This is a genomic window from Candidatus Neomarinimicrobiota bacterium (assembly GCA_022573815.1).
Classification (GTDB): Bacteria; Fidelibacterota; SORT01; order SORT01; family SORT01; genus JACZTG01.
This window is the reverse complement of record JACZTG010000012.1, coordinates 20,714-42,036: the sequence shown is the minus strand read 5'-3', so window position 1 is coordinate 42,036 and position 21,323 is coordinate 20,714. Positions and strand designations below refer to the sequence as shown.

At 45.6% G+C, this 21,323-nt stretch carries 22 protein-coding genes and 1 tRNA gene; 13 read left to right on the top strand and 10 right to left on the bottom strand.

Going from position 1 to position 21,323, the window contains the following annotated elements; all coding sequences use genetic code 11:
* Position 1: 1 nt before the first annotated feature.
* The 5 genes from IIB39_06525 to IIB39_06505 all read left to right on the top strand — a co-directional run bounded on the left by IIB39_06525 (position 2) and on the right by IIB39_06505 (position 3,574).
* Positions 2 to 1,201 carry a phosphoglycerate kinase gene (locus IIB39_06525; GenBank protein MCH8928356.1) on the top strand — a complete coding sequence of 400 codons (1,200 nt, stop codon included), beginning with the start codon at positions 2 to 4 and terminating at the stop codon, positions 1,199 to 1,201.
* Positions 1,201 to 1,968, top strand: a complete 768-nt coding sequence (locus IIB39_06520) for a triose-phosphate isomerase (GenBank protein MCH8928355.1) — start codon at positions 1,201 to 1,203, stop codon at positions 1,966 to 1,968. The genes IIB39_06525 and IIB39_06520 overlap by 1 nt, the downstream gene beginning before the upstream one ends.
* Positions 1,969 to 1,976: 8 nt before the next feature.
* Entirely contained in the window at positions 1,977 to 2,327 is a 351-nt protein-coding gene (gene secG / locus IIB39_06515) for a preprotein translocase subunit SecG (GenBank protein MCH8928354.1), read from the top strand.
* Positions 2,328 to 2,336: 9 nt separating this feature from the next.
* Positions 2,337 to 2,420: transfer RNA gene (locus IIB39_06510), tRNA-Leu, on the top strand.
* A 38-nt stretch (positions 2,421 to 2,458) separates the two neighbouring features.
* Positions 2,459 to 3,574, top strand: a complete 1,116-nt coding sequence (locus IIB39_06505; protein ID MCH8928353.1) for a tetratricopeptide repeat protein — start codon at positions 2,459 to 2,461, stop codon at positions 3,572 to 3,574.
* Between the two features lie 523 nt (positions 3,575 to 4,097).
* Here IIB39_06505 and IIB39_06500 read toward each other — a convergent pair.
* The 3 genes from IIB39_06500 to IIB39_06490 form a co-directional block, all read right to left on the bottom strand.
* Positions 4,098 to 5,027 carry a hypothetical protein gene (locus IIB39_06500; GenBank protein ID MCH8928352.1) on the bottom strand — a complete coding sequence of 310 codons (930 nt, stop codon included), beginning with the start codon at positions 5,025 to 5,027 and terminating at the stop codon, positions 4,098 to 4,100.
* The gene (locus IIB39_06495; protein ID MCH8928351.1) at positions 5,024 to 5,605 is read right to left on the bottom strand and encodes a sigma-70 family RNA polymerase sigma factor; all 582 of its coding nucleotides are present in this window, start codon (positions 5,603 to 5,605) and stop codon (positions 5,024 to 5,026) included. Before IIB39_06495 ends, IIB39_06500 begins: the two co-directional genes overlap by 4 nt.
* A 714-nt stretch (positions 5,606 to 6,319) precedes the next feature.
* Positions 6,320 to 7,096: a hypothetical protein gene (locus IIB39_06490; GenBank protein MCH8928350.1), complete on the bottom strand. Its 777-nt coding sequence runs from the start codon at positions 7,094 to 7,096 to the stop codon at positions 6,320 to 6,322.
* A 467-nt stretch (positions 7,097 to 7,563) separates the two neighbouring features.
* On the opposite strand from IIB39_06490, the gene IIB39_06485 reads away from it, so the two are divergent.
* Positions 7,564 to 9,984, top strand: coding sequence for a TonB-dependent receptor (locus IIB39_06485; protein MCH8928349.1), 2,421 nt, complete (start codon positions 7,564 to 7,566; stop codon positions 9,982 to 9,984).
* 245 nt (positions 9,985 to 10,229) lie between these two features.
* Here IIB39_06485 and IIB39_06480 read toward each other — a convergent pair whose 3' ends face one another.
* The 7 genes from IIB39_06480 to IIB39_06450 form a co-directional block, all read right to left on the bottom strand.
* Entirely contained in the window at positions 10,230 to 10,748 is a 519-nt protein-coding gene (locus IIB39_06480) for a (2Fe-2S)-binding protein (GenBank protein ID MCH8928348.1), read from the bottom strand.
* 2 nt (positions 10,749 to 10,750) lie between these two features.
* A complete protein-coding gene (locus tag IIB39_06475; protein ID MCH8928347.1) occupies positions 10,751 to 11,479 on the bottom strand; it encodes a hypothetical protein in 729 nt (242 codons plus the stop codon).
* Positions 11,480 to 11,497: 18 nt separating this feature from the next.
* Positions 11,498 to 11,992 (bottom strand): DUF302 domain-containing protein, encoded by a 495-nt coding sequence (locus IIB39_06470; GenBank protein MCH8928346.1) that lies wholly within the window; start codon positions 11,990 to 11,992, stop codon positions 11,498 to 11,500.
* A 19-nt stretch (positions 11,993 to 12,011) separates the two neighbouring features.
* On the bottom strand, positions 12,012 to 12,605 hold the full coding sequence (locus IIB39_06465) for a hypothetical protein (GenBank protein MCH8928345.1): 594 nt from the start codon (positions 12,603 to 12,605) through the stop codon (positions 12,012 to 12,014).
* A gap of 362 nt (positions 12,606 to 12,967) precedes the next feature.
* On the bottom strand, positions 12,968 to 13,489 hold the full coding sequence (locus tag IIB39_06460) for a (2Fe-2S)-binding protein (protein MCH8928344.1): 522 nt from the start codon (positions 13,487 to 13,489) through the stop codon (positions 12,968 to 12,970).
* Between the two features lie 15 nt (positions 13,490 to 13,504).
* Complete coding sequence (locus IIB39_06455; protein MCH8928343.1) at positions 13,505 to 13,849, bottom strand: mercury transporter; 345 nt, start codon at positions 13,847 to 13,849, stop codon at positions 13,505 to 13,507.
* The gene (locus tag IIB39_06450) at positions 13,842 to 14,231 is read right to left on the bottom strand and encodes a winged helix-turn-helix transcriptional regulator (protein MCH8928342.1); all 390 of its coding nucleotides are present in this window, start codon (positions 14,229 to 14,231) and stop codon (positions 13,842 to 13,844) included. Before IIB39_06450 ends, IIB39_06455 begins: the two co-directional genes overlap by 8 nt.
* A 255-nt stretch (positions 14,232 to 14,486) precedes the next feature.
* Between IIB39_06450 and IIB39_06445 the strand changes: the two genes are divergently transcribed.
* The 7 genes from IIB39_06445 to murA all read left to right on the top strand — a co-directional run bounded on the left by IIB39_06445 (position 14,487) and on the right by murA (position 20,920).
* The gene (locus tag IIB39_06445) at positions 14,487 to 14,807 is read left to right on the top strand and encodes a hypothetical protein (GenBank protein ID MCH8928341.1); all 321 of its coding nucleotides are present in this window, start codon (positions 14,487 to 14,489) and stop codon (positions 14,805 to 14,807) included.
* Positions 14,808 to 15,003: 196 nt separating this feature from the next.
* On the top strand, positions 15,004 to 15,690 hold the full coding sequence (locus IIB39_06440) for an HAD-IA family hydrolase (GenBank protein ID MCH8928340.1): 687 nt from the start codon (positions 15,004 to 15,006) through the stop codon (positions 15,688 to 15,690).
* Positions 15,687 to 16,058 carry a holo-ACP synthase gene (acpS, locus tag IIB39_06435; protein ID MCH8928339.1) on the top strand — a complete coding sequence of 124 codons (372 nt, stop codon included), beginning with the start codon at positions 15,687 to 15,689 and terminating at the stop codon, positions 16,056 to 16,058. The genes IIB39_06440 and acpS overlap by 4 nt, the downstream gene beginning before the upstream one ends.
* Positions 16,033 to 17,598: an NAD(P)H-hydrate dehydratase gene (locus IIB39_06430; GenBank protein ID MCH8928338.1), complete on the top strand. Its 1,566-nt coding sequence runs from the start codon at positions 16,033 to 16,035 to the stop codon at positions 17,596 to 17,598. The genes acpS and IIB39_06430 overlap by 26 nt, the downstream gene beginning before the upstream one ends.
* A complete protein-coding gene (gene vanZ, locus IIB39_06425) occupies positions 17,595 to 17,999 on the top strand; it encodes a VanZ family protein (protein MCH8928337.1) in 405 nt (134 codons plus the stop codon). Before IIB39_06430 ends, vanZ begins: the two co-directional genes overlap by 4 nt.
* Complete coding sequence (gene recN / locus IIB39_06420) at positions 17,983 to 19,665, top strand: DNA repair protein RecN (GenBank protein ID MCH8928336.1); 1,683 nt, start codon at positions 17,983 to 17,985, stop codon at positions 19,663 to 19,665. Before vanZ ends, recN begins: the two co-directional genes overlap by 17 nt.
* Positions 19,658 to 20,920, top strand: coding sequence for a UDP-N-acetylglucosamine 1-carboxyvinyltransferase (gene murA, locus IIB39_06415; GenBank protein MCH8928335.1), 1,263 nt, complete (start codon positions 19,658 to 19,660; stop codon positions 20,918 to 20,920). Before recN ends, murA begins: the two co-directional genes overlap by 8 nt.
* Positions 20,921 to 21,323: the final 403 nt, after the last annotated feature.

The following is a 21,323-nucleotide window of genomic DNA, read 5'->3' as shown; positions in this document are numbered from 1 at the left end:
AGTGGCGAAACTCACTCTCGACGATATTCCACTATCCGGTAAACGTGTGCTTATGCGGGTGGATTTCAATGTTCCAGTTTCTGAAAAGGGAGTCATCGAGGACGATTACAGGATTCGGTCTGCTCTTCCCAGCATAACTAAAGTGCTTTCTGACGGCGGGCGTCTTGTGCTGATGAGTCATTTAGGCAGACCGGACGGTCACGCGGTTCCGAATCTGAGCCTTAAACCTGTGGCGGAAAGGTTATCGGAGTTACTCGACCAGGAGGTGAAATTCGTTCCTGACTGCATCGGAGCAGAAGCGTTGAAAGCATCGGAATCGCTTCAACCGGGTGAAGCCCTTCTCCTTGAAAACCTTCGGTTTCACAATAAGGAAGTAGAAAACGACAGCGGATTCGCCCGGGCGTTGGCAGTCCACGGTGAGCTGTTCGTTAATGACGCATTCGGAACGGCGCATCGCTCGCACGCTTCTACAGTCGGCGTAGCGAAAATTCTTGATCCTGCCGTTGCCGGCTACCTGATGAGTGACGAGGTGAAATATTTATCAGATCTGATAGCTGAACCGAAACAGCCCACTGTAGTGATTTTAGGCGGGGCAAAGGTCACGGATAAGATTCCTGTTATCAAAAGCCTCGCGAAAGTGGCTGACGCATTCCTGATCGGCGGCGGAATGGCGTTTACATTCTTGAAGGCTGAAGGAAAAAAAATCGGGAAATCGTTGTGCGATAACGATATGGTGGAAACTTGCAAAGAAATTTTGATGGAATTGAGAAAATCAGGCGTTAATTATCATCTGCCGACTGATTGTATCGCCGTGACGAAAGTTGATCCGAGCGAAGTAGGGGAAGTATGTACGATAGATGAATTGGGCGATGATTTGATAGGCGTAGATATCGGGCCTATGACGGTTGCGGAATTCGACCATGTTCTGGAAGGAGCGCAAACCGTCATCTGGAACGGCCCTATGGGCATATTTGAAGTGGTACACTGGTCTAACGGTACCGCCTCGGTGGCAAAACAACTTGCCGACCTGACAAAATCCGGGACAACGACTATCGTTGGCGGAGGAGATTCGGCAGCCGCTTTGAAGGTGTTGGGACTCACGGAAGAAGTCACTCACATTTCCACAGGCGGAGGAGCCTCGTTGGAGCTTCTATCAGGCAAAGAATTACCCGGTCTTGAAGTTTTACAGGAGAAAAATTGATGAAAAGGGAGTTATTTATAGCTGGCAACTGGAAGATGAACCTTAACTTGAAGGATTCGTTACAACTTGCTGAAGCCGTGGTGAAAGGAACCTCCAAGTTTGATAATATTAAGGTGCTTATAAGCCCGACTTTCATATCGCTTGTAATAGTATCGCATGCGGCTGAGGACTCATCTGTTTTGGTGGCTGCTCAGGATTGTCATTTTGAAGCATCGGGAGCTTTTACGGGTGAAATCTCCGCTGATATGATAAAATCGGCAGGAGCCGATTGGGTTATAATCGGGCATTCGGAACGGCGAAAACTTTTTGGCGAAAACGATGAAACAGTTGCAAAAAAGCTGAAAAACGTTCTTCAAAATGGTCTTAAGGCCATCGTATGTATCGGTGAATCGTTAGAAGAGAGAGAAGCCGGGATTCAGAATGACGTTATCAGGAAACAGCTTGATTATATTTTAGAGGCAGCTGGTGATTTGTCGAAAATCGTCATCGCGTATGAGCCCGTGTGGGCGATCGGAACGGGGAAAACAGCCACACCGGAGCAGGCGGAAGAAATGCACAAATATATCAGGGATCTGATAAAAAAATCCTCGGGAGAGGAAAAAGCAGAAAGTATTTTGATTTTGTATGGTGGTAGTGTATCTTTGCCGAATGCCAAAGAGCTGTTGAGCAGCCCGAATATTGACGGCGCGCTTATCGGCGGAGCGAGTCTGAAAGCAGACTCATTTATAGGCATTGCGGAAGTAGCTGAAGAACTAAGTAAGGAGTAATGATAGGTTTGTACGGTTTATTAGTAGCAATTCACATTTTTATAAGTCTTTTTCTCGTAATCAGTATATTGATGCAATCGAGTAAAGGAGGAGGCCTTGCCGGAGCTTTCGGCGGAGCGGGAACAAGCGCTGTTTTCGGCGGAAGAGGAGCCGCGAGTTTCCTCCAAAAACTGACGACAGGATTGGTAGTCTCCTTTATGGTAGTCGCTATTTTAATCGGGTTTACCTCCAGATCGGCAGAAGAGGGCACGAGCATCATCCAGGAAGCGGCAAGGGAAGCATTTTCCGGTCCGGGAGCAACTCTTCCTGCACCTTCATCCCTTAAACCGGTGCTTGAAGAAGAGAACTCCGGAAATTGAACGCTGTTTGCCGAAGTGGTGGAACTGGTAGACACGCTGTCTTGAGGGGGCAGTGCTCTTTCGGGTGTGCGGGTTCGAATCCCGCCTTCGGCACAAGATTTTAAAGTCGGATTTTATAAGGATTATTAGATATGAATCTTAAAATAACTTTATTGTTAACTGGTATATTCATATTCTCGTTTAGTTTTCCGCTTTATGCGCAGGAAGAGGAAACGGAGCAGGAAAAGGGTGAGAGAATCATAAACAATCTAATGGTTGGCGCAAATAAAGCCTACACTGACTCGAACTTACCGGCAGCAAAAGATTCTTTGAAAAGGCTTATGAGTATAGATTCTCAATTCGCTCCCGCTTATTTTCTGAGCACAAAAATCAGCGTTAGAGAAAAAAATTATGACGCCGCCGCTAAAAATATCAGAATGTCGATTAAGCTGGATCCCGATAACGATAAATATGGTAAAGAGCTTAAGAATATCATAGGTCTGAACTATAACGAAGGCAATTTAGAATATAAAAAGGGAAATTATCGGAAGGCATTGGAAAAATATAATACGGTTTTGAAATTCGATCCCGGTTACGCTAACGCTCATTATATGAAAGGGATAATCGCTCGAACTCAGCGAAATATCAAGGAATCGATAAAGAATTTTACAGCGGCTATTAACTCGAGCCCCACTTCGGGAAAATCTTATTACGCTCGAGGAAACGCATACCTTTCGGACAGGAATTACGATAGCGCGATTAGGGATTTCGAGACAGCGGCATCGCTTGACCCGACAAATGCGAAAGCATGGGCAAATATCGGAGTTATCGAGCTGAACAGAAAAAATTATGACAAGGTAATTAAAGTTACACAAAATGCGATTGACGCAGATCCGAAATTAGCGCGGGCTTACCGTGACCAGGGAATAGCCTATTCAGAAATAGATAAATGGGATAAGGCGGCTGAGCTTCAGACCAAAGCTACTACGCTGAATAAACGCGATTACAGAGCGTTTTTTCATCTCGCCGAAGCAAATAATCAACTTGGGAAATGCGATGAAGCGCAGAAAGCAGCGCTTATCTCAACGAAGCTAAAAGCGACCAGCGGCGGTTCGTGGGTTGAACTCGGTCTTTCCTATAAATGTTTAAGTATGGAAGCCGAAGCGCTTGCGGCATTTGAAAAAGCAAAACGGGACAGCAGATGGAGACAGGTAGCCGTTTACAATATCGACATAATCGTGAATAAAGATAAATACAATTTGAATTAGCTTAAAATTCTTAGGTGAAGACCAGAGCGGCGACTTATTCTAAGTCGCCGTTTTGTTTTTTATTGGGAATATTATGTGCGGTCAGGGCAAGCCCTAACCCGCACTTAAAAATATCCCCTATTTGAAAAGGAGGGGAAATAAATCTCCTCCTCGGAGGGCAAGCGTAAGTCCCGCCAACGGCGGTGGCCCTAACCCGCACATAATTCGGTGCTTTTGATTTTTATCAATTGAGCCTTATTTACTCTTTAAATTTATATCCTCTCCCCTTGAGGGGAGTACTCCGAAGGAGGGAGGGGTGTGACCGTTTGATTATGAAAATTTTAGGGAAAGATGGTGATTCAATTCCCGACATCGGTCGTACAGCTCTCTACCGCAACTAACCGAACTGCCACACACGCCAGTCCTTCCTAATAAGATTCTTATTTGATCGGCTACCCCTCCTTGAAAAGGAAGGAAAAAGGGGAGGTTGGCATATAATGAGCGGTTAGGGAAGCATAAATTATAAAGGAAAGATTTCTACTGGCTAATTTTCGAATATGAATTTGACTAAGCCAAGAGCGGCATCAATTTCAAGTATCAATTCAGCCTCAGTTTCGCCCCAATTTTCACTTTCATAAACGTCGTCCTTCACTTCTATAAGTTCATCAATATCAACCGATGTAAAAAATGAAGATTCCATATATAACTTTACGCCTGCGTTCGAAGGAAGAATTATAGTCGTGGAGCCTAACCCTAAATCCATATTCACATATACGCGGCGATTTATTTCCCCTGTCAGGTCAAGAGTGATAGAACCCAACCCGGCTTCGATATTCAGCTCGTCAAAATTTGCGTTAAGGAGGTTTTTTCCTTTGAATTTCGCAAGTCCGATCTCGATATTCAGCTCGTCCATTATTATTGGATTAGGTTCATCGAAGTTAATAAACATTCGACTTGCGCCTGCTTCGATGTTGAGATTGCTGATTTTCATTCCGGTAAAATCCAGGTTGGCTTTTGCGGCGCCCACTGCGATTTCGAACTCAATAGGGATTTCATCGGTAAATTTCAGGTCCCAGGATGTTTTCTTGGTAGATGATAGACCCAAAGATATATCGTGGTCTTCATCGAAAAAGTCCATCTCTTCAAAGACATCATAATTATCGTAATAATGATTTTTTGATGTAATGCTGAAAAAGAGTAACGCTTCCCCATCTTCGTTGTCCCGGAAATCAAATACAGGTTTAGTCTCCTCTTTGCTGTATTCCACTTCAACAGAAAGAAGTTCTCCGTGAGATGATTTCGAGAGCCATATTTTGCCGCCCCCCAACACAAGCTTAGCATAGAGGTTATCCTGATTTTCCAACCGTTCGCTCCGGGAGAAAGTCGCCATCCTTTGCGGAAGAAATCCATAAGAGGAATCTACCGTGAAAAGCATTGCGAAAAGCATTGCGCAGATTTTTAATAATGGATTCACAGCAGCTTCATCTTTGTTATGGATTTCTTTAATATTTCACGTGCGCGGAATATCCTTGCCTTGACGGTTCCAATGGGGATATTCAACGCCTGCGCGATTTCTTCGTAGCTATTGTCTTCTTTATGTCTCAAATTTATCACTACTCTATATTTTTCGGGAAGCTCCTCAATTATTGAATTTATGGACGAAAATAATTCGTTCCTGAGGGAGTCTCTCTCCGGGTTGTAAGAATTATCGGGGAGGTCCTGACTGAGAGAGCCGTTCTCTGTCTGAATTGGAGCATCAATTGAGGTAGTCTTGAGTTTACGTTTCCTGAGATGGTCGATGCAATTATTCGAGGCGATTTTAAATAACCATGTGCTGAACGAATATTGCTTATTAAACGATGCCAGAGCATTATAACTTTTGATAAACGCTTCTTGAACAAGGTCTTGTGTCTCCTCATGATTCCTTACCATCTTGAATATCAGCCCATAGAGAGAATTTTCATATCTCCCCATAAGGATACCGAATGCGTCTTCATTTCCACTAATGGATTCATCTATGAGCTCGTAGTCGCTCCTATCTTCCGCATTCATATCTATTTACGTTTGATGTAGTTTATTGTTGCACAAAAGCGACGGTAAGTTACTTTGAACCTTAGTAATAGTCAAGATTCCGAATAGTGGGGGAATTTCAAATCAGTCGGATGAGGATAATATTGAGATTACCAGGTGTTAACAACCACCCCTCAGTCCCCTCCTTGAAAAGGAGGGGAAGTCAAGCTCCTCCCCCGGAGGCAGGTGTCACGAATCCCGCCGGAGCCGGGAGATGACAGATATTGGTTTAGCGGTCAGGGCCTGTCAGACTAATTCCAGGCGGGCAAGCCCTAACTCGCACTTAAATATATCCCTTCCTTAAAAAGGAGGGGAAGTCAACCTCCTCCCCCCGGAGGGAGGTGAGTTTATCCCGATTTATCGGGAGAGGGTGTGATTCTGAAACTTGATAATATTTTGGGGGTACTTTACGATTACACCCCTCGCCCGTCAGTTGACGGGCACTCCCCTCAAGGGGAGAGGGTACTTACGTGCGGGTTAGGGCCACCGCCGTTGGCGGGACTTACGCTTGCTCTGACCGCGCCTAAATTCTTGTCATTGAGACCATTGTGGATTGCAAAAGGGGTATCAGTGTAAAACTGAATTCACTGCTTTTCTTTCTTGGAAAATTAATTGGACGCTCAAATCAAGACGATTCTCTTCAATATCTTGATTTGAGCTCCAATGATTGCTACAGAAACACTTGACTAAAACGCTTTAATCAAGGTCGAAATTATTCTTAATGTTTGTTTTGATAATTCCTTCGATATCCTGACAACTACCGCCTCCTGAACTGTCATCTATCAGAAGGTTACCGTCGTTATCAAACGTTAAATCTCCATCATCCAAACAGGTGGTGATATCTATTCCCTGCAGCCATTCATCCACCAATAGATTTATCACGACATTATTAAGCGCATCTTCATCTATAACTATACCACCCGGTTCTTCAAACCGTACGTCTTCATTAAATTTCAAGACTATGGAGAAAGATCTTCCCGTTACATCATCGTAATCGAAATTTCCTGCCACAACTAAAGTATTTTCGAAAAGAGCATCGCTTGAATCTACAAGACCGTCACTCGCTTTCGAATCATCTAACCGGACGTCAATACGCTTGTATATTCCGGGTTCTATTGTGAACTCACTTATCGCGGGAGTGCTGACACCTGTCATCAGATCAATGACGAAAGGACCATCAATACTGATTTTATCTTCGCCGAGAGTATCAACTACGCCATCGGGAAAATCGAATTGAATGTTCCTGACACTGACGCGCGCTTCTTTGATGGAGAAGAGTGTTCCACTCAAGTCGGTCACTGAAAATATTGTATCTGTGACTACTGAGTTTAAAGTGGATTTTGACGCACTGCCCGTTGAAGATGATAGCTGCATAGTAAATGTAGCTGTCCCATCCCCAGCAGGCGCTGTTGGATCATCACTGCACGCTGTAAATATTGCAGCGACGAAAAGAAACTGTATAATTACCTTCATATTTTTCTCCTATTTATTTTTGCATTCACTCAGTCTTAAACAGCAACATAAGAGTAAAGTTCCAATTAATTTTGCTGCAAATCACATAAAAGGATTTAACTGTTATAACATTTGGTTTAAGTGATATGAGAAACAACTTTCCAATCAGGTTATTAAGCGGTTATGACCACTGCTATTGGCGGAACTGACGTAAATTCTGACTCGCGCTTAGTCGTCTTCGACTCCTCGCTCGTCCGGAAGACAGACAGGCAACGATAATTATCTTATCAACCGACGGCACGTGGGTATTTCCCCTCCTTTCTCAAGGAGGGGATTAAGGGGTGGTTACCTATATGAGGTAATAGCCGGTTCAGAAAAGTTCATCTGATTATAAATTATACCTTGACAGTCTTCATTATGGAGTATAGATTGATTATTGTGAATGAGACTCGTTCTCAATTAAGAATTTGATACTATGGAGCATGTAATTGAAATACAGTAAACTAAAAAACAATACACCCAGCCATTCGTTTACACGGTTATTTATATTTGTAATATTACTGATAAGCAGTCAAAACGCCACAGAACTGTTTGCTCAGGAGTTCGGCTCAATACTTGGAAGAGTCATTGATGCCGGGACGAATGAGCCGTTAGCGGGTGCGAATATCATAATTAAAGAGATAGGAAGGGGAACTACGACAGATTTGAACGGAAGATTTATTTTGGAGAATATCACTGCCGGAGGGCACATCCTTACCGGAAGTTATATCGGCTACTCTAAAATAAATATAAGCGTATTTGTCAGCAGCGGTCGCGCTTCCTCGGTCGAATTGTTTATGGAGATAACCACGCTTAATTCTCCGCAGGTTTTCATCATAGGCGAAGGGAGTCAGGCGCTCCAACGCATACCGGGCTCGGGAACTCTTATCTCGTCCGCAAGGCTCATGAACACAAAGCCGCTTAGCGGAAATGAGATTCTCAGGCAAATTCCGGGAATTCATATTCAGGAAGAAGAAGGACTGGGATTGCGCGCGAATATCAGTATCAGAGGACTTGATCCCGACAGGAGCCGAACGGTTCTTATGTTGGAAGATGGAGTTCCTATTGCGCTTGCGCCATATTCAGAACCTGAAATGTATTACACGCCTCCCATAGATAGGATGAGTAAAATTGAAGTCGTGAAGGGAAGCGGGTCTATCCTTTTCGGACCTCAAACCATAGGCGGGGTCATAAATTATGTAACCATAGATCCCCGTCAAGCTCCCGAAGGACGCTTTATTTTCCAGGGCGGTCAGAATGGCTTATTTATCGCTCAGGGTCAGTTCGCCAAAAAATACGAAGAAGCGGCTGTGCTTCTGAACGTTCTCCGAAAGCAGGGCGACAGCATCCGCAGCATCTTTTTTAATGTCACCGATATTCTGGTAAAGACGACTGTTAGCCTGAGTGCGCGGTCAACTGTCGGATTCAAGGTGAATGCGTATGACGAAGCCTCTAACTCGACCTATGTGGGGCTTACCCAAAAAGGATATGATACAGATCCTAACTTTAATCCCGTGCCTGATGACCGGTTGAAGATTCGGCGGTATTCCACAAGCGCCACGCATCAATATAACTTCAGCTCGAAAGCAAGCCTAAAGACCACGTTTTATGCGTATCAGACAACAAGGAATTGGCAGAGGCAGGATTATCACTATTCGGACGATGGAACGGAAATAATTGTTGAGAACAGCACAGGCAACCGGAACCGAACATTTGAGGTTGTCGGTCTTGAGCCCCGCCTGAAAATAGATTATTCGATAGCCAACTTCAGGAATGAACTTGATGCGGGCGTCCGTGTTCACTCCGAACGGGCTCACGAACAGCGGATAAACGGGGAGAGAGGGGACTCCAATACAGGAATTATTCGCGACGATGAAGTGCGTTCGGGGAAAGCGTTTTCATCTTTCATCCAAAACAGCATATTCATTAATGAAAAATTACGGCTGACTCCCGGAATTAGATTGGAGCGGTTTTCCTATAACAGGCATATTCTGCGCACAAGAGTTACCAATACTGAAGGCGTTAGGGTCCCTACAGATGTTGATATCAGGTCAGGAGACGATCTCTTTGAATTGATTCCCGGTTTCGGTATCAGCTATGTGCCGAACAACTCTTTTACGCTGTTCGCAGGCGCGTTCCGGGGATTCGCTCCGCCCAGAATTAAAGATGCGATTGCCATAACAGCAGATGGAACGCAGGCGATCTCTATCTTATTGGACGCTGAACGGAGTCTGAATCTCGAAGTCGGCACCCGATTTGAAACAGACGGCGGATTGTCATTTGAAACGACACTGTTTCTGATGGATTTTTCCAACCAGATAATCCCCACATCCGAATCAGGCGGCGCGGTTTCCGATCTGCCGAAAGTCAATCAGGGAGAGACCGAACATAAAGGAATCGAAGGAAATATCGGTTATGATTTTGCCCGGCTATTTGATGTGAACTCGAGCCTGACAGCCAATCTGACTTTCACGCATACAAACGCCAAGTTTTCCTCCGACAGGTTTATCAACGGCGTGAACGTAAAGGGATTCAGACTCCCGTACGCTCCGGAGAATATTTTTTCGCTGCGGTTTCAATATGTTGGTCAACGCGGATTTAACTTAGGGTTAAACGGTACTTTTGTAAGCGAACAATTCGCTGATAATGCCAATACGATTGAAGGTTCTGCCAATGGACGCATAGGACTTATACCTTCGTACCAGATTTGGGATGTTACAGGTCAATATCAATTGCGCACGCTTCCGATGCGGGTGTCATTCGCATTGAAAAATATATTTAACAGCAAATACATAGCTTCCCGCAGACCTGAAGGGATAAAACCGGGTCTATTCCGACAGATGTCGGTAGGTTTCGATTACTTTCTATAGGTAAGAGGGGTAAGACCTACATCTTTTGACTCTATCGACCACCCCTCCTTTTTAAGGAGGGGTGGTTGTCATATTGGAGCGGTCAGTCCGTCAGCCGACGGATAACCCGCACACTTCTTCGTCATTCCGAGCCCGCCGACTGGCGGACGAAAGAATCTCAGATCTGTAATTACAGGCTATATCAGAGATTGCCACGTCGTCTGCGACTCCTCGTAATGACAGATAGGATTGAAAGAGGAATTATTTTATTCCTGAAGCGCCGCTACTACCCGATTCAGATCACCAAGACAGCAAGTTCCTTTTGGATTCTTTATGTCACATTCACAAAGACCTGCTTTGACTTTTTCAGCCACGTCACGGGATGCGGTGGAGGCGCCTGTTTCTTTGATCTCTTCTTCAATACGTCCTCGCGTCCAATCAAAACAATAACAGACGTTCACATCTCTGCCCGAATCTTTTGCGAATACCGCCACCTGCAAATCACCTTTGGTAAAAGTACCGGAACCATTCTGACTGAAATATACTACGAGGCAATCAGGAGCGTCGCAATAGTAATACTGCGAATCTGATAAGTTTCCAATCAATTCAGGTTTTACCAAATGCTCAACAGTTCGGCGCTGAATTTTTCGGGAGCTCGTTCCCGATTGTGGACAGTCGGCTCGCAGGGGAGCATCTGTTTTCTCCGTTACAAGGCAGCAAACTCCGCCGGCTTTGTGTTCGTTCGCCATAATTTTATCTATCGAAACATCGCAGCAGTCATGCATAGCTATCCTCTATTTTTAATAAATTGTAAAAACCCGACCTTGTCGTCCTCTTTTAAAAAGTGTTGTGTTAACAAGCCTAACACAACTCCGAATGCTACATGAGCGATGAGAGTAAGAATAAATAACTGTGGCCATAGGTAATTGATTCCGAATGGACCGACCATGGGACCCATAGGCGGTGCGGTCATCATACCGAGTTCCATCAATAACAACCAAAAAGTAGCCCACAAAACAGCTGATTTATAATTATTCCGTTTCCCCCAGATGAAAGCATAGATTAATCCGAAATTTGCGCCGTTGAAAAAATGAATGAATAATCCAACCGGGTAATAAACGGCGAAACTCCCGCTTCCTGTTGCAGCTTTTCCGAAAAGAATAGGCATATCAGCAGGCAGCCAGCCGTGAATAACTCCCGATTGTCTGACCGCGTCTAAAGCGATAGTGGCGATAGCTCCCGTACCTAATCCTACAACAATTCTTCTGAATAGATCGGGATATTTTTTTCGGCTGTAAACTGTAATCGCAATAAGAACCAGTATGGACGGAATATAAATCAGTGGAATATAATATGAAGCAAACTCGTGAGCTGTAATTACTACTTTGGGACCTAACGATACCTGCTTGATGAGCTGAGCGTAACCAAACGAAAGAGTTACGAACTGAATAGGAACAGCTCCACCGGTGAACAGCGCGAGAAGAATGAGATATTTTCTTTGATTATTTTTAAGCAAAACAGCGGTAAAAAAATACTATTTGGTCGTAGTCTTAGCTATCGTTACCAATAATTCATCAAGCTCTGCAGCAAGCTCATTAAGACCCATATAAGGATTGAACTTGTGAGAAGGTCTTATATAGCGTACCATCACTTTACCGTTGGGCATTTCCATCACTACAATCTTCAGTGGCGGTTCAATTGATGCCAGTTTGTTCGTTTCATATATTCGTTTCATATAACGCGGATGGAAAAAGAATATTTGCCTCATTCCTTTTGTCTTAACTCCAACAAGCCGTAACATTTTCTGAGGGTCAACTTCGTTGATAACCATCAGGTTCTGCTCTTCAATACTTGCTTTAAGCAATTCTACAGTGTCAGAGAAATCGTAAATTGATTTTGTAATCAGATGGAAATCAGGCGCTTTCATCATTTTTTTATTCTGCGCCATTGCGGAATTGAAACCGCTGCTGCCGATTAAAAAAGTAAGAACAGTTATCAGCAATACTTTAATTTTTGATTCAGCGCTCATATTCCCCCCCCTAAGATATTTAATTAATAATTCGCCTGAACGAAAAAACGAATCTAAACGAATCCAGCTGATTACCCGTAGCGGACTTCCAGATGGGAAAATCAAAATTGATAAGACCGGACACTCTGTCGTTTATCTCGAGATTCAAGCCTAACATTCCCTCGATAAAAGTGCCGCCCGAATTTGGCGGATTGATTTCGTTCCACTCGTCTTTTCTTTTAATTCGCGTTGTAAGTTTGAGATATGGAAATACATTCCTGAACAGCGCTCGCTGCCTGATAGCGTGAATGGTTATCTTGGAATTTAAGCCGGGATTAAAGCCGACGTTACTTGTTGAAGAATAAACTCCCTGTCTGATAGTTGCGCCTATTATGAACGGAAATTCTGAGCGGTTCCATACTTCAAGAGAAACATCAGCAAGTTTCGTTCCGTTGCCCAGAGCAAAGTGCCTGTGATCACTGAAATCGGCAGACGTCAAAAATGGATTGACGTCAAAAGAATCGCCCGTTGGCAGAACAAAGTCGGAACCAAAGAATAATCGCCAGCCGGGACCTAAACGCTGATTCCTTAACACCCATTTAAGACTTATCCGCGTGTCTCCGATTCCGTTCAAGCTTTCAGTTCGGTGATGGAAGTCTTCTTCAGCGGGATTTTGTGATATACGCTTAATAGGTAAATTGACATACAGATTGAGAAGGCTTGAGACCCCGTAACCTACAAACAGATTCAGCTCGGTTATAGTAAGACTTCCGGCATGCCCGGATTCGCCACTGCCGTTATCGCTGCTGAGAATTTCAGAAGAATACGATTGTGTTCCTCCGCTTCCGATGAGAATCTGGTCTTTCCGAAGACCTATACCTTCAATTGCGCTGCCGACCGGAAGCGTTATATTCCCTCAAAGGGGTCACTGCCCCCAGGCAGGGGAGGCATAAGAAATTATCAGGACGAATATGAACAGATAAAGTTTATTAAGCATTAGGCAATTTCTTTCATGAATCTATTTATGTCACCGAGACAGCATGCGCCTTTAGGGTTTTTCCTTTCGCACTCGCAATTATCAGCGTTCACTTCTTTTGTAACTTCATCAAAAGCCGTTGAGCTGCCCGTAGTCTCGATTTGATCTATGATGCGTTCTCGCGTCCAATCGAAGCAGTAACAGACATTCACATCATCGCCCGGATCTTTTGCGAATACCTTGACTGAAAGATCATCGACGCTGAATGAAGGCGCTTCCTGATTCGAAAAATATACAACTTCACATTCAGGGTCGCTGCAATTATAATACTGAACATCTTTTGAGATTAGATGTTTTTTATCCTGAACGATGAGGTTTTCCAAAGTTTCATGATAAACTTTTTTAGACAGCGTGCCTGATTCCGGACACTCAGCCTTTGCCGGCGCTTCAATCTTTTCCGGAACAACACAGCAGCCGCAAGAATCCACTTCAGCTGAATGCGTGGATTCTGCTTCTTTAATTATGATATTTGTATCTGTCAAAATATTTTCTTCTGGCTAAGTGATTATCAGCAGTAATTGAGGGACAAACATAAACACAACCGCCACGCCGGCGGAAATCCAAAGGATGGCTCTGTTTATTTTTCTCGATTTCCTTATAGGTTCAACTTCGCATTTTCCATCAACACAGGCTTCCTCTATAGGGCGATATGCCATTTGAAAAGAGATTCCGAGAAGCGCTAAAGTGACGACCAACAAAATTGGTCTGTATTTTTCCAAGCCTACGCCAAATCCTATACCACCTACTCCAAGAAGAGTAAAGGCTAAAGGGCCGATACAGCAACTCGAGGCAATAAAGGCAGTAAATACCGAGCCCATAGATGCGAATGAACTTTTAACCATACAATCCGCCCATCTTAACGAGATTCACAAGGAGATTCAGATACGAGTTATCAGAAATTGAGTAATATATCGTCGGCGGTTCTCTGCGTGTTTTCACGAAACCGATCTCTTTGAGTTTTTTGAGCTGGTGAGAAATAGCGGAGACCGTGTGACCGATAATGTCTGACAGGTCGCAGACGCAGAGCTCGCCCGCTTCGGAAAGGATGAAGAGGATTTTTATCCGTGTTTCGTTGCCTATAATGTCAAACGCTTTTGCAATCGCAGCTAAATCAGGTCGATTGAGCATTTTATTTTGCAGTTCTCTGAGATTATCAATATCAACTTCTTTCCGTGTACAGGTGATTTCGGAAAGTTCGATAATCTTTGCTATTGTTTTTTCCAATTCTTTTCCTTTTATTTGAACAGTTGTTCAAATGATTATACGTACGCAGCTAAGATATGTTTCACAAATTTAGATGTCAAGTACTTTTATCGATTGATATTAGTGATTATTAATAAATATTTATGAAACATTATGACAATAGATACCGTAAACCTATTTGAGCAAACAGTAAAATAATAATAAAAAGGAGCAAGTTATTGAACGTTATAATGGTATTAATGAAGAATTCCTCAAATTATCGGAAAAACAGCCGGAGTGGAATCAAGAGACCCTCTGACCAAAAAAACCATCTCGCTAACGGTAACTCCCGATAGCGGAATATCCGACATTGAGCCAAATGAAACCGTTATATCCTTTATGATCCCCGATACGGATGAGGTCAGGTCTGATGTGATAAAAAGTTTCTGCCACTATGTCAATTTCTTTGAGTCGCGAAATTCGGCGGAAGAATGGATTTCCCAAAGCGAAAAGAAGGACGATCTGCTGATTTTATCATTGGAAGATGCATACATGATTGCGCTGCGAAGAAACGAGCTGCAGCTTGGTGAAATCTTGATACCGTATAAGGATTACTAAACCTCTTCGTCATTCTGAGTCCGCCGGCTGGCGGACGAAAGAATCTCAGCATTGGAACCACTCCGTCTTTCGTCCCGAACAATCGGAACAAAATCCGCCCCTCCTTAGAAAGGAGGGGATATAGGGGTGGTTGTCTTATTAAGTGCGGGTTAGGGCTTGCCCTGACCGCATTTCTCTATTAAATTCACATCCTATTATGATTCGCGCGCTGATATTAGATTTAGACAACACCTTGATAGACTTCGTTCGATTGAAGGAGAACGCTATTGACGCCGGGCTTGCCGGAATGGCGGAAGCGGGTCTTAAATTGGATATGGACTCCGCTCACAAGAGAATTATGGAGATTTACGAGGATAAAGGGTGGGAATATCAGGAGGTGTTCAACGATTTTATTCTTGAACTCAACAACGGAGTTCTCGATTACAAAATTCTCGCAGCGGGAATCGTAGGCTACCGGAGGGCGAAGGAAGCGGCTCTCGTTCCGTATCCGCAGGTAATTTCCACTCTTTATAAACTCGTGAAAACCGGAATAAAACTCGGAATAGTGTCGGACGCTCCAAGCAGGGAGGCGTGGCTCCGGCTCTGCTATCTCAATCTGCACAACGTTTTTGACGATGTGGTGACATTTACCGATACGGGAAAACGTAAACCCGATCCGGCTCCGTTCGAGGAAATATTGCGGCGGCTTGACATTCCCGCAAGCGATGCGCTCATGGTTGGCGATTGGCCCGAGCGCGACGTTGTGGGAGCGGCGGCTGTGGGGATGAAAACCGTTTTCGCCCGATATGGCGACACATTCGATACAAAAGAATCCGGCGCGGACTACGAGATAGACGATTTCAACGACATCCTGGATATAATTAAAAAGGAAAACGCTAAATGACGGAAGTCGGCATAGACATAATCGAGATCGAGCGAATTCGCTCGGCGCTTAAACGATGGGGAGATAGGTTCAAATCCAAAGTTTACCTGCCTGATGAAGTTAAATACTGCGAAGCGCGTCATCATCCGGCGCAGCATTTCGCCGTTCGGTTTGCGGCAAAGGAAGCGGTGGCAAAAGCGATAAAATCTTCCTCAGATGTTACGATGAAGTGGCGCGACGTGGAAATCTTGACTCAGAAAGGGGGCGCGCCGAAAGTTCGATTGCACGGCGAAGCGGCTCAGCGGTTCTCCAATCATAATCTTTCTCTCAGCGTCTCCCATTCAGACGAGTCCGCCGTAGCGGTTGCCATCCTTAACTCTCAGAACTGAATTGATTCCGGTAGTTAATTCAGATCAGATGCGCAGCATTGAAAAACGCGCTATTGAATCTTTTAAAGTTCCCATAACAGCGCTTATGGAAGCGGCAGGATTAAATGTCGCCGACGCTGTGCTTGAACTCTTGGAAGATTTACCCGAGCCGAAAGTCGCACTGCTTTGCGGAAAAGGAAACAACGGCGGTGACGGATTGGTGGCGGCAAAATATCTCACGGCAGAGCGGATTGACAATGACGTTTTTATCTTCGGAGCGAAAAACTCGCTGAGAGGCGATACGCTGGCTAACCTGAAGATTCTCCAAAAATCTCAGCCCGACACGATTTCGTTCGTCACCGATGCAAAAGATATTGATCTTTCTTCCTATGACCTGATAGTTGACGCTATCCTCGGCACGGGAACCAAGGGCGATCTTCGCGAGCCGATAAATTCCGTAGTGGAGCATCTTTCAACTCTTTCCGCGATGGTGGTGGCGGTGGATATGCCGACGGGCATCAGCGCCGAAGACGGCAGCAAGAGCAAGAACGCCGTTAAGGCGGACATAACAATCAGTATGGGAATCCCGAAAATAGGTCAATTCTTCAATGCGGGAATTGAACATTGCGGGGAAATTCGTGTGGCTCCAATCGGCTTTCCCGCCGCGGCTATTAGCGAGGGAAAAGTAGATATATTTATGCTTGAAAAGCGTGATGTCCGGAAACTCGTTCCTCCGCTGGCGGCTGACCTTTATAAACAGCAGGCGGGGAAACTTCTGGCTATCGGCGGTTCACGCGGGATGACGGGAGCCATTACCCTTTCGAGCAAAGCCGCTCTATCAATGGGATGCGGGCTTGTCATCACCGCCGTTCCCGCGAGTCTGAACGAAATCTTTGAAGTGAAACTCACCGAAGAGATGACGCTTCCGCTGGAGGATGATTCGAAGGGTCACTTCACAGCTGAATCGAGTTCGGCGTTGACAGATTATTATGAATGGGCGGATGTTCTTCTCATCGGACCCGGACTCGGCAAGACGCCCGAAACAGCGGAATTCGTGCTGAAGGTAGCGGAGGGCACCCGTATTCCGATGGTCATAGACGCAGACGCTCTTGCGGTATTTAAGGAGCGGAGATCGCTGCTTGCCCATTTGGGAAGTTCGACTGTTCTTACTCCGCATCACGCGGAATTCGCCAATACATTTGAATATCCGATTGAAATGGTAAAGAAGAATCCTATTTCCGTTGCCAGGGAAACAGCGGTGAAATACGGAATCAATATCGTGCTGAAAGGAGCTCCATCCGTGACGGCAGACCCCGACGGAACGGTTTATCTGAATCCGACGGGAAATCCGGGAATGGCAACAGCGGGCTCGGGTGATGTGCTGACCGGTATGATAGGATCGCTGATTGCGCAGGGTCTTTCATCGAAAGACGCTGCCGTAGCCGGAGTTTATCTGCACGGATTGGCGGGGGATATAGCAGCGGATGAAATGGGAATGAGACCGATGAAAGCGTCCGATTTGATTCGCTCGTTCCCCGAAATGTATCGAGCAATCGAATGAATTTCGAGAAGATAAATTTTCGAACGCTGAGCTTTATTTATGCTGTCGGGATAATTGCAGTTTCGAGTATTCCGGGAAACTACCTTCCAAGTCAGGAAGTGTTTTCGTGGGATAAGGTTTTTCACTTTGTTGAATATTTTATCTTCACCTTGCTCATTGCGTCGGCGTATATTTATTCACCGGACCGAAGACGCAGAATGAAATGGATTGCCTATACATTGAAAATAGGAATTATATTTCCCTTATCGGATGAGTTCTATCAGAGTTTTATTCCCGGCAGAACGTCCAGCTGGCTTGACGTTATCGCAGACCTTTCGGGAGTGACGATAGCGTTGTTCAGCTTGGCGTATTTCTATGACAGCTATCAATCAAGAAACCGGATAAATGATAAAACGACTTAAAATAACAAATTTCCGCCTCATCAAAGAGGTGGACATCGCTCTTGGTAAAGGGCTGAACGTCATCACGGGTGAGACGGGCGCGGGAAAATCAATGCTCATAGATTCCATTAGTATGCTTCTGGGAAAACGCACGAAATCGGATGCCGTCAGGAAAGATACGGATGAAGCGGTGGTGGAAGCCGAATTCATTATTAACGAAAACATCGCGGCTCAATTTGACGATGGACTGGATGTCACGCGGCTTCTCTTCAAACGGGTGATAAATTCAAACGGAAAATCGAAATCGTCAATCAACGATTTGGCTCAATCATCTTCGGCAATGAGAGAAATAGCCTCGCATCTCATCGACCTGCACGGACAGCACGAACATCAATCGCTGCTGGACCCGAAACGTCACGGCGGTTTTATTGATGCGCGAGGCGAACTAAGCGGATTGAAGGAGAAAGTGCAAGCAGGATATTATTCGACAAAATCGGCGAAGGACGAACTCGACCTGCTGTTGGAACGAAAGCGATTGGCGGAGGAGCGGCGCGAACTGCTGAGTTTTCGGATGAAAGAATTCTCTTCCGCAGATCCGCAGGCTGGAGAGACCGAAGAAATCGAGGAAGAACTCAGGCTTTTGGAACATGGCGAAACACTCCTCAAAAAGAGTCAGGAATTGGCGAACCGACTGTATGAGCAAGATGCGTCACTCTATGAGGTCTTGGAATTCATACGCGCGGATTTGGAAGAGCTTTCTAAAATAGACCCTGATCTGAAAGAAGAAACTACGGAAATAGCCGGCGCGTCCATCGCTCTCAAAGAAGTGGCGGCAAGCCTTTCCAGCTATGCGGATAAAATCGACCTTGACCCTGCCCGGCTCGAACAGCTGAGAGAGCGCCACACTCTGCTCGTATCGCTGGCGCGGAAATACGGCGGGAGCGAAGCAGCGATGCTGAAACTATACGAAGAGACGCGAGAGGAATTTGATTCTTTGGAATCAGTTGAAGGCGACATTGATAAGGCGAGGAAAAGTTTTGAAGATGAAAAAGCTGCGTTCTCGAATGCGTGCATAAAACTTTCGGACCGGAGAAAAACGGCGGCAGAAATATTTGCGACTGACGTAGTGCAATCTATGAAGGGATTAGGGATTGAAAATTCACGATTCCTAACCGAAATGGGGCGACAGGAATCTGAATCGGGTTGGGTGACGGACACAGGCATAACGCTGTTCGCCACGGAAAACGGAATTGATAATATGGAATTTTATATTTCCACCAATCCGGGTGAAGACATGAAACCGCTTGCTCAGGTGGCATCGGGCGGTGAGATTTCCCGTATCATGCTCGCCATCAAAGCGATGCTCGCCGAAAAGGACAATATACCCGTTCTCGTTTTTGATGAGATAGATATCGGAATCTCGGGCAGGGTAGCGGAAGCGGTCGGCGAACGGTTGCACGAACTCTCCAAATATCATCAGATTATTTGTATCACTCATCTGCCGCAGATAGCGAGCAAAGCCGACACACATTATCTTGTGGAAAAAAACGTGAAATCCGGCAGGACTTTCTCCACGGTTAGGGAACTTAGCCTCGCCGAACGGAAAGAAGCAGTTGCATCGCTGCTCGCCGGAAGCGAGGTTACCGACAGCGCGCGAAAACAGGCGGAGGAGATGCTTCTTGGATAAGTTCGTAATTCATGGCGGAAAGCCGCTTAACGGCGCTATCAAAGTTAGCGGCTCGAAAAATGCCGTCCTGCCCGTAATGGCAGCCGCGCTTTTGGCACGCGGGAAAAGCGTTATCCGAAATGTGCCTAACCTGCGTGATACTCGGACGATGGCGAAACTTCTCACTATTATCGGCGCGGAGGTGAGATTCGAGGACGGCGTTATTGAGATAGACGCGGCGGGAGCAAATAATCCCGAAGCGCCTTACGAACTTGTGAAAACTATGCGCGCATCGTTCTATGTTCTCGGGCCGCTCACGGCGCGTTTCGGAGAAGCGAGGATAAGTCTGCCGGGAGGCTGCGCGTGGGGACCGCGACCCGTTGATTTGCATCTGAAAGGTCTGGAAAAACTCGGCGCGCAAATTGACCTCACTGAAGGATATATCAAGACGAGAACAAGCGGGCTTAAAGGCAGCGCAATAAATCTCGCTATCTCAAGCGTGGGCGCAACAGGAAACCTGCTTATGGCGGCTGTCACAGCCAAGGGAGAAACTACCATCGAAAATGCTGCCAGAGAACCTGAAATCGTCTGCCTGATAAATTTTCTTAACCTTATGGGAGCGGATATACAGGGAGGCGGAACCGACATGCTGACGATTCAGGGCGTGGATGTGTTGCAACCCGCGGAGATAGAAGTGATTCCCGATAGGATAGAAGCGGGAACGTTTCTCGTTGCCGCTGCGGCATTGGAAGGGGAAGTGACCGTTGACGGAATTGACCCGTCACAACTCACTTCGGTAATTGATAATTTGAAAAAAGCGGGAGCGAATTTAGATGTGAAGTCGAGCAGCATTATAGTTAAAGGCGGCGTTCCGCTGAACGCTGTGGATGTGACTACCGCTGTTTATCCCGGCTACCCGACGGATATGCAGGCTCAGTGGATAGCGCTTATGAGTAGAGCCAATGGGAATTGCACCGTAACGGATACCGTTTATAAGGACAGGTTCACTCACGTTCCCGAACTGGCGCGCCTGGGCGCAGATGTGGTCTTGAAAGATAATGCCGCTATAGTAAAAGGTGTTTCAAAACTGAAAGGCGCGCCGGTGATGTCCACAGATATACGCGCAAGCGCAAGCCTTATCATCGCCGGGCTGATGGCGGAAGGTAGAACCGACATTCACAGGATCTATCATATTGACAGAGGCTACGAAAATATCGAGCAAAAACTGCGGGGCATCGGAGCCGACATCACACGAGAAAAAGGCCCCGAAGTTTAATTAGAAGATTGATCATAAAGTGCGGTCAGGTCAGGCGTAAGTCCCGCCAACGGCGGTGGCCTTAACCGGCACACATTATGTTTAGCCCAGCCATTTATGGCTGGGGTTTTTAGTTAAACTAATAATCTTACGCCGTTTACGGCGTTTTAATCGGGAGAATGAAAAGGGCGAGAACGCCCTATTTTTATTATTCTATTTCTCGTTTCCCAGCCGTTTATGGCTGGGCTATTTATCCTAACCCGCACTGTTTTATCGTCATTCAGAGGAGTCCGCCAGCTGGCGGATGACGAAGGAATCTCAATTTAGCAATGGAGATTAAACCACCCCTCAGTCCCCTCCTTGAAAAGGAGGGGAATTAGACCTCCTCCCTGAGTTATGTGAGTTTATCCCGATTTATCGGGAG

What these genes read in the sequence shown, in the direction of transcription:
- IIB39_06520 (MCH8928355.1), top strand. Translation starts at nt 1,201, where the DNA reads ATGAAAAGGGAGTTATTTATAGCTGGCAACTGGAAGATGAACCTTAAC.
- IIB39_06505 (MCH8928353.1), top strand. Translation starts at nt 2,459, where the DNA reads ATGAATCTTAAAATAACTTTATTGTTAACTGGTATATTCATATTCTCG.
- IIB39_06495 (MCH8928351.1), bottom strand. Translation starts at nt 5,605, where the DNA reads ATGAATGCGGAAGATAGGAGCGACTACGAGCTCATAGATGAATCCATT.
- IIB39_06490 (MCH8928350.1), bottom strand. Translation starts at nt 7,096, where the DNA reads ATGAAGGTAATTATACAGTTTCTTTTCGTCGCTGCAATATTTACAGCG.
- IIB39_06480 (MCH8928348.1), bottom strand. Translation starts at nt 10,748, where the DNA reads ATGCATGACTGCTGCGATGTTTCGATAGATAAAATTATGGCGAACGAA.
- IIB39_06470 (MCH8928346.1), bottom strand. Translation starts at nt 11,992, where the DNA reads ATGAGCGCTGAATCAAAAATTAAAGTATTGCTGATAACTGTTCTTACT.
- IIB39_06455 (MCH8928343.1), bottom strand. Translation starts at nt 13,849, where the DNA reads ATGGTTAAAAGTTCATTCGCATCTATGGGCTCGGTATTTACTGCCTTT.
- IIB39_06440 (MCH8928340.1), top strand. Translation starts at nt 15,004, where the DNA reads ATGATTCGCGCGCTGATATTAGATTTAGACAACACCTTGATAGACTTC.
- acpS (MCH8928339.1), top strand. Translation starts at nt 15,687, where the DNA reads ATGACGGAAGTCGGCATAGACATAATCGAGATCGAGCGAATTCGCTCG.
- vanZ (MCH8928337.1), top strand. Translation starts at nt 17,595, where the DNA reads ATGAATTTCGAGAAGATAAATTTTCGAACGCTGAGCTTTATTTATGCT.
- recN (MCH8928336.1), top strand. Translation starts at nt 17,983, where the DNA reads ATGATAAAACGACTTAAAATAACAAATTTCCGCCTCATCAAAGAGGTG.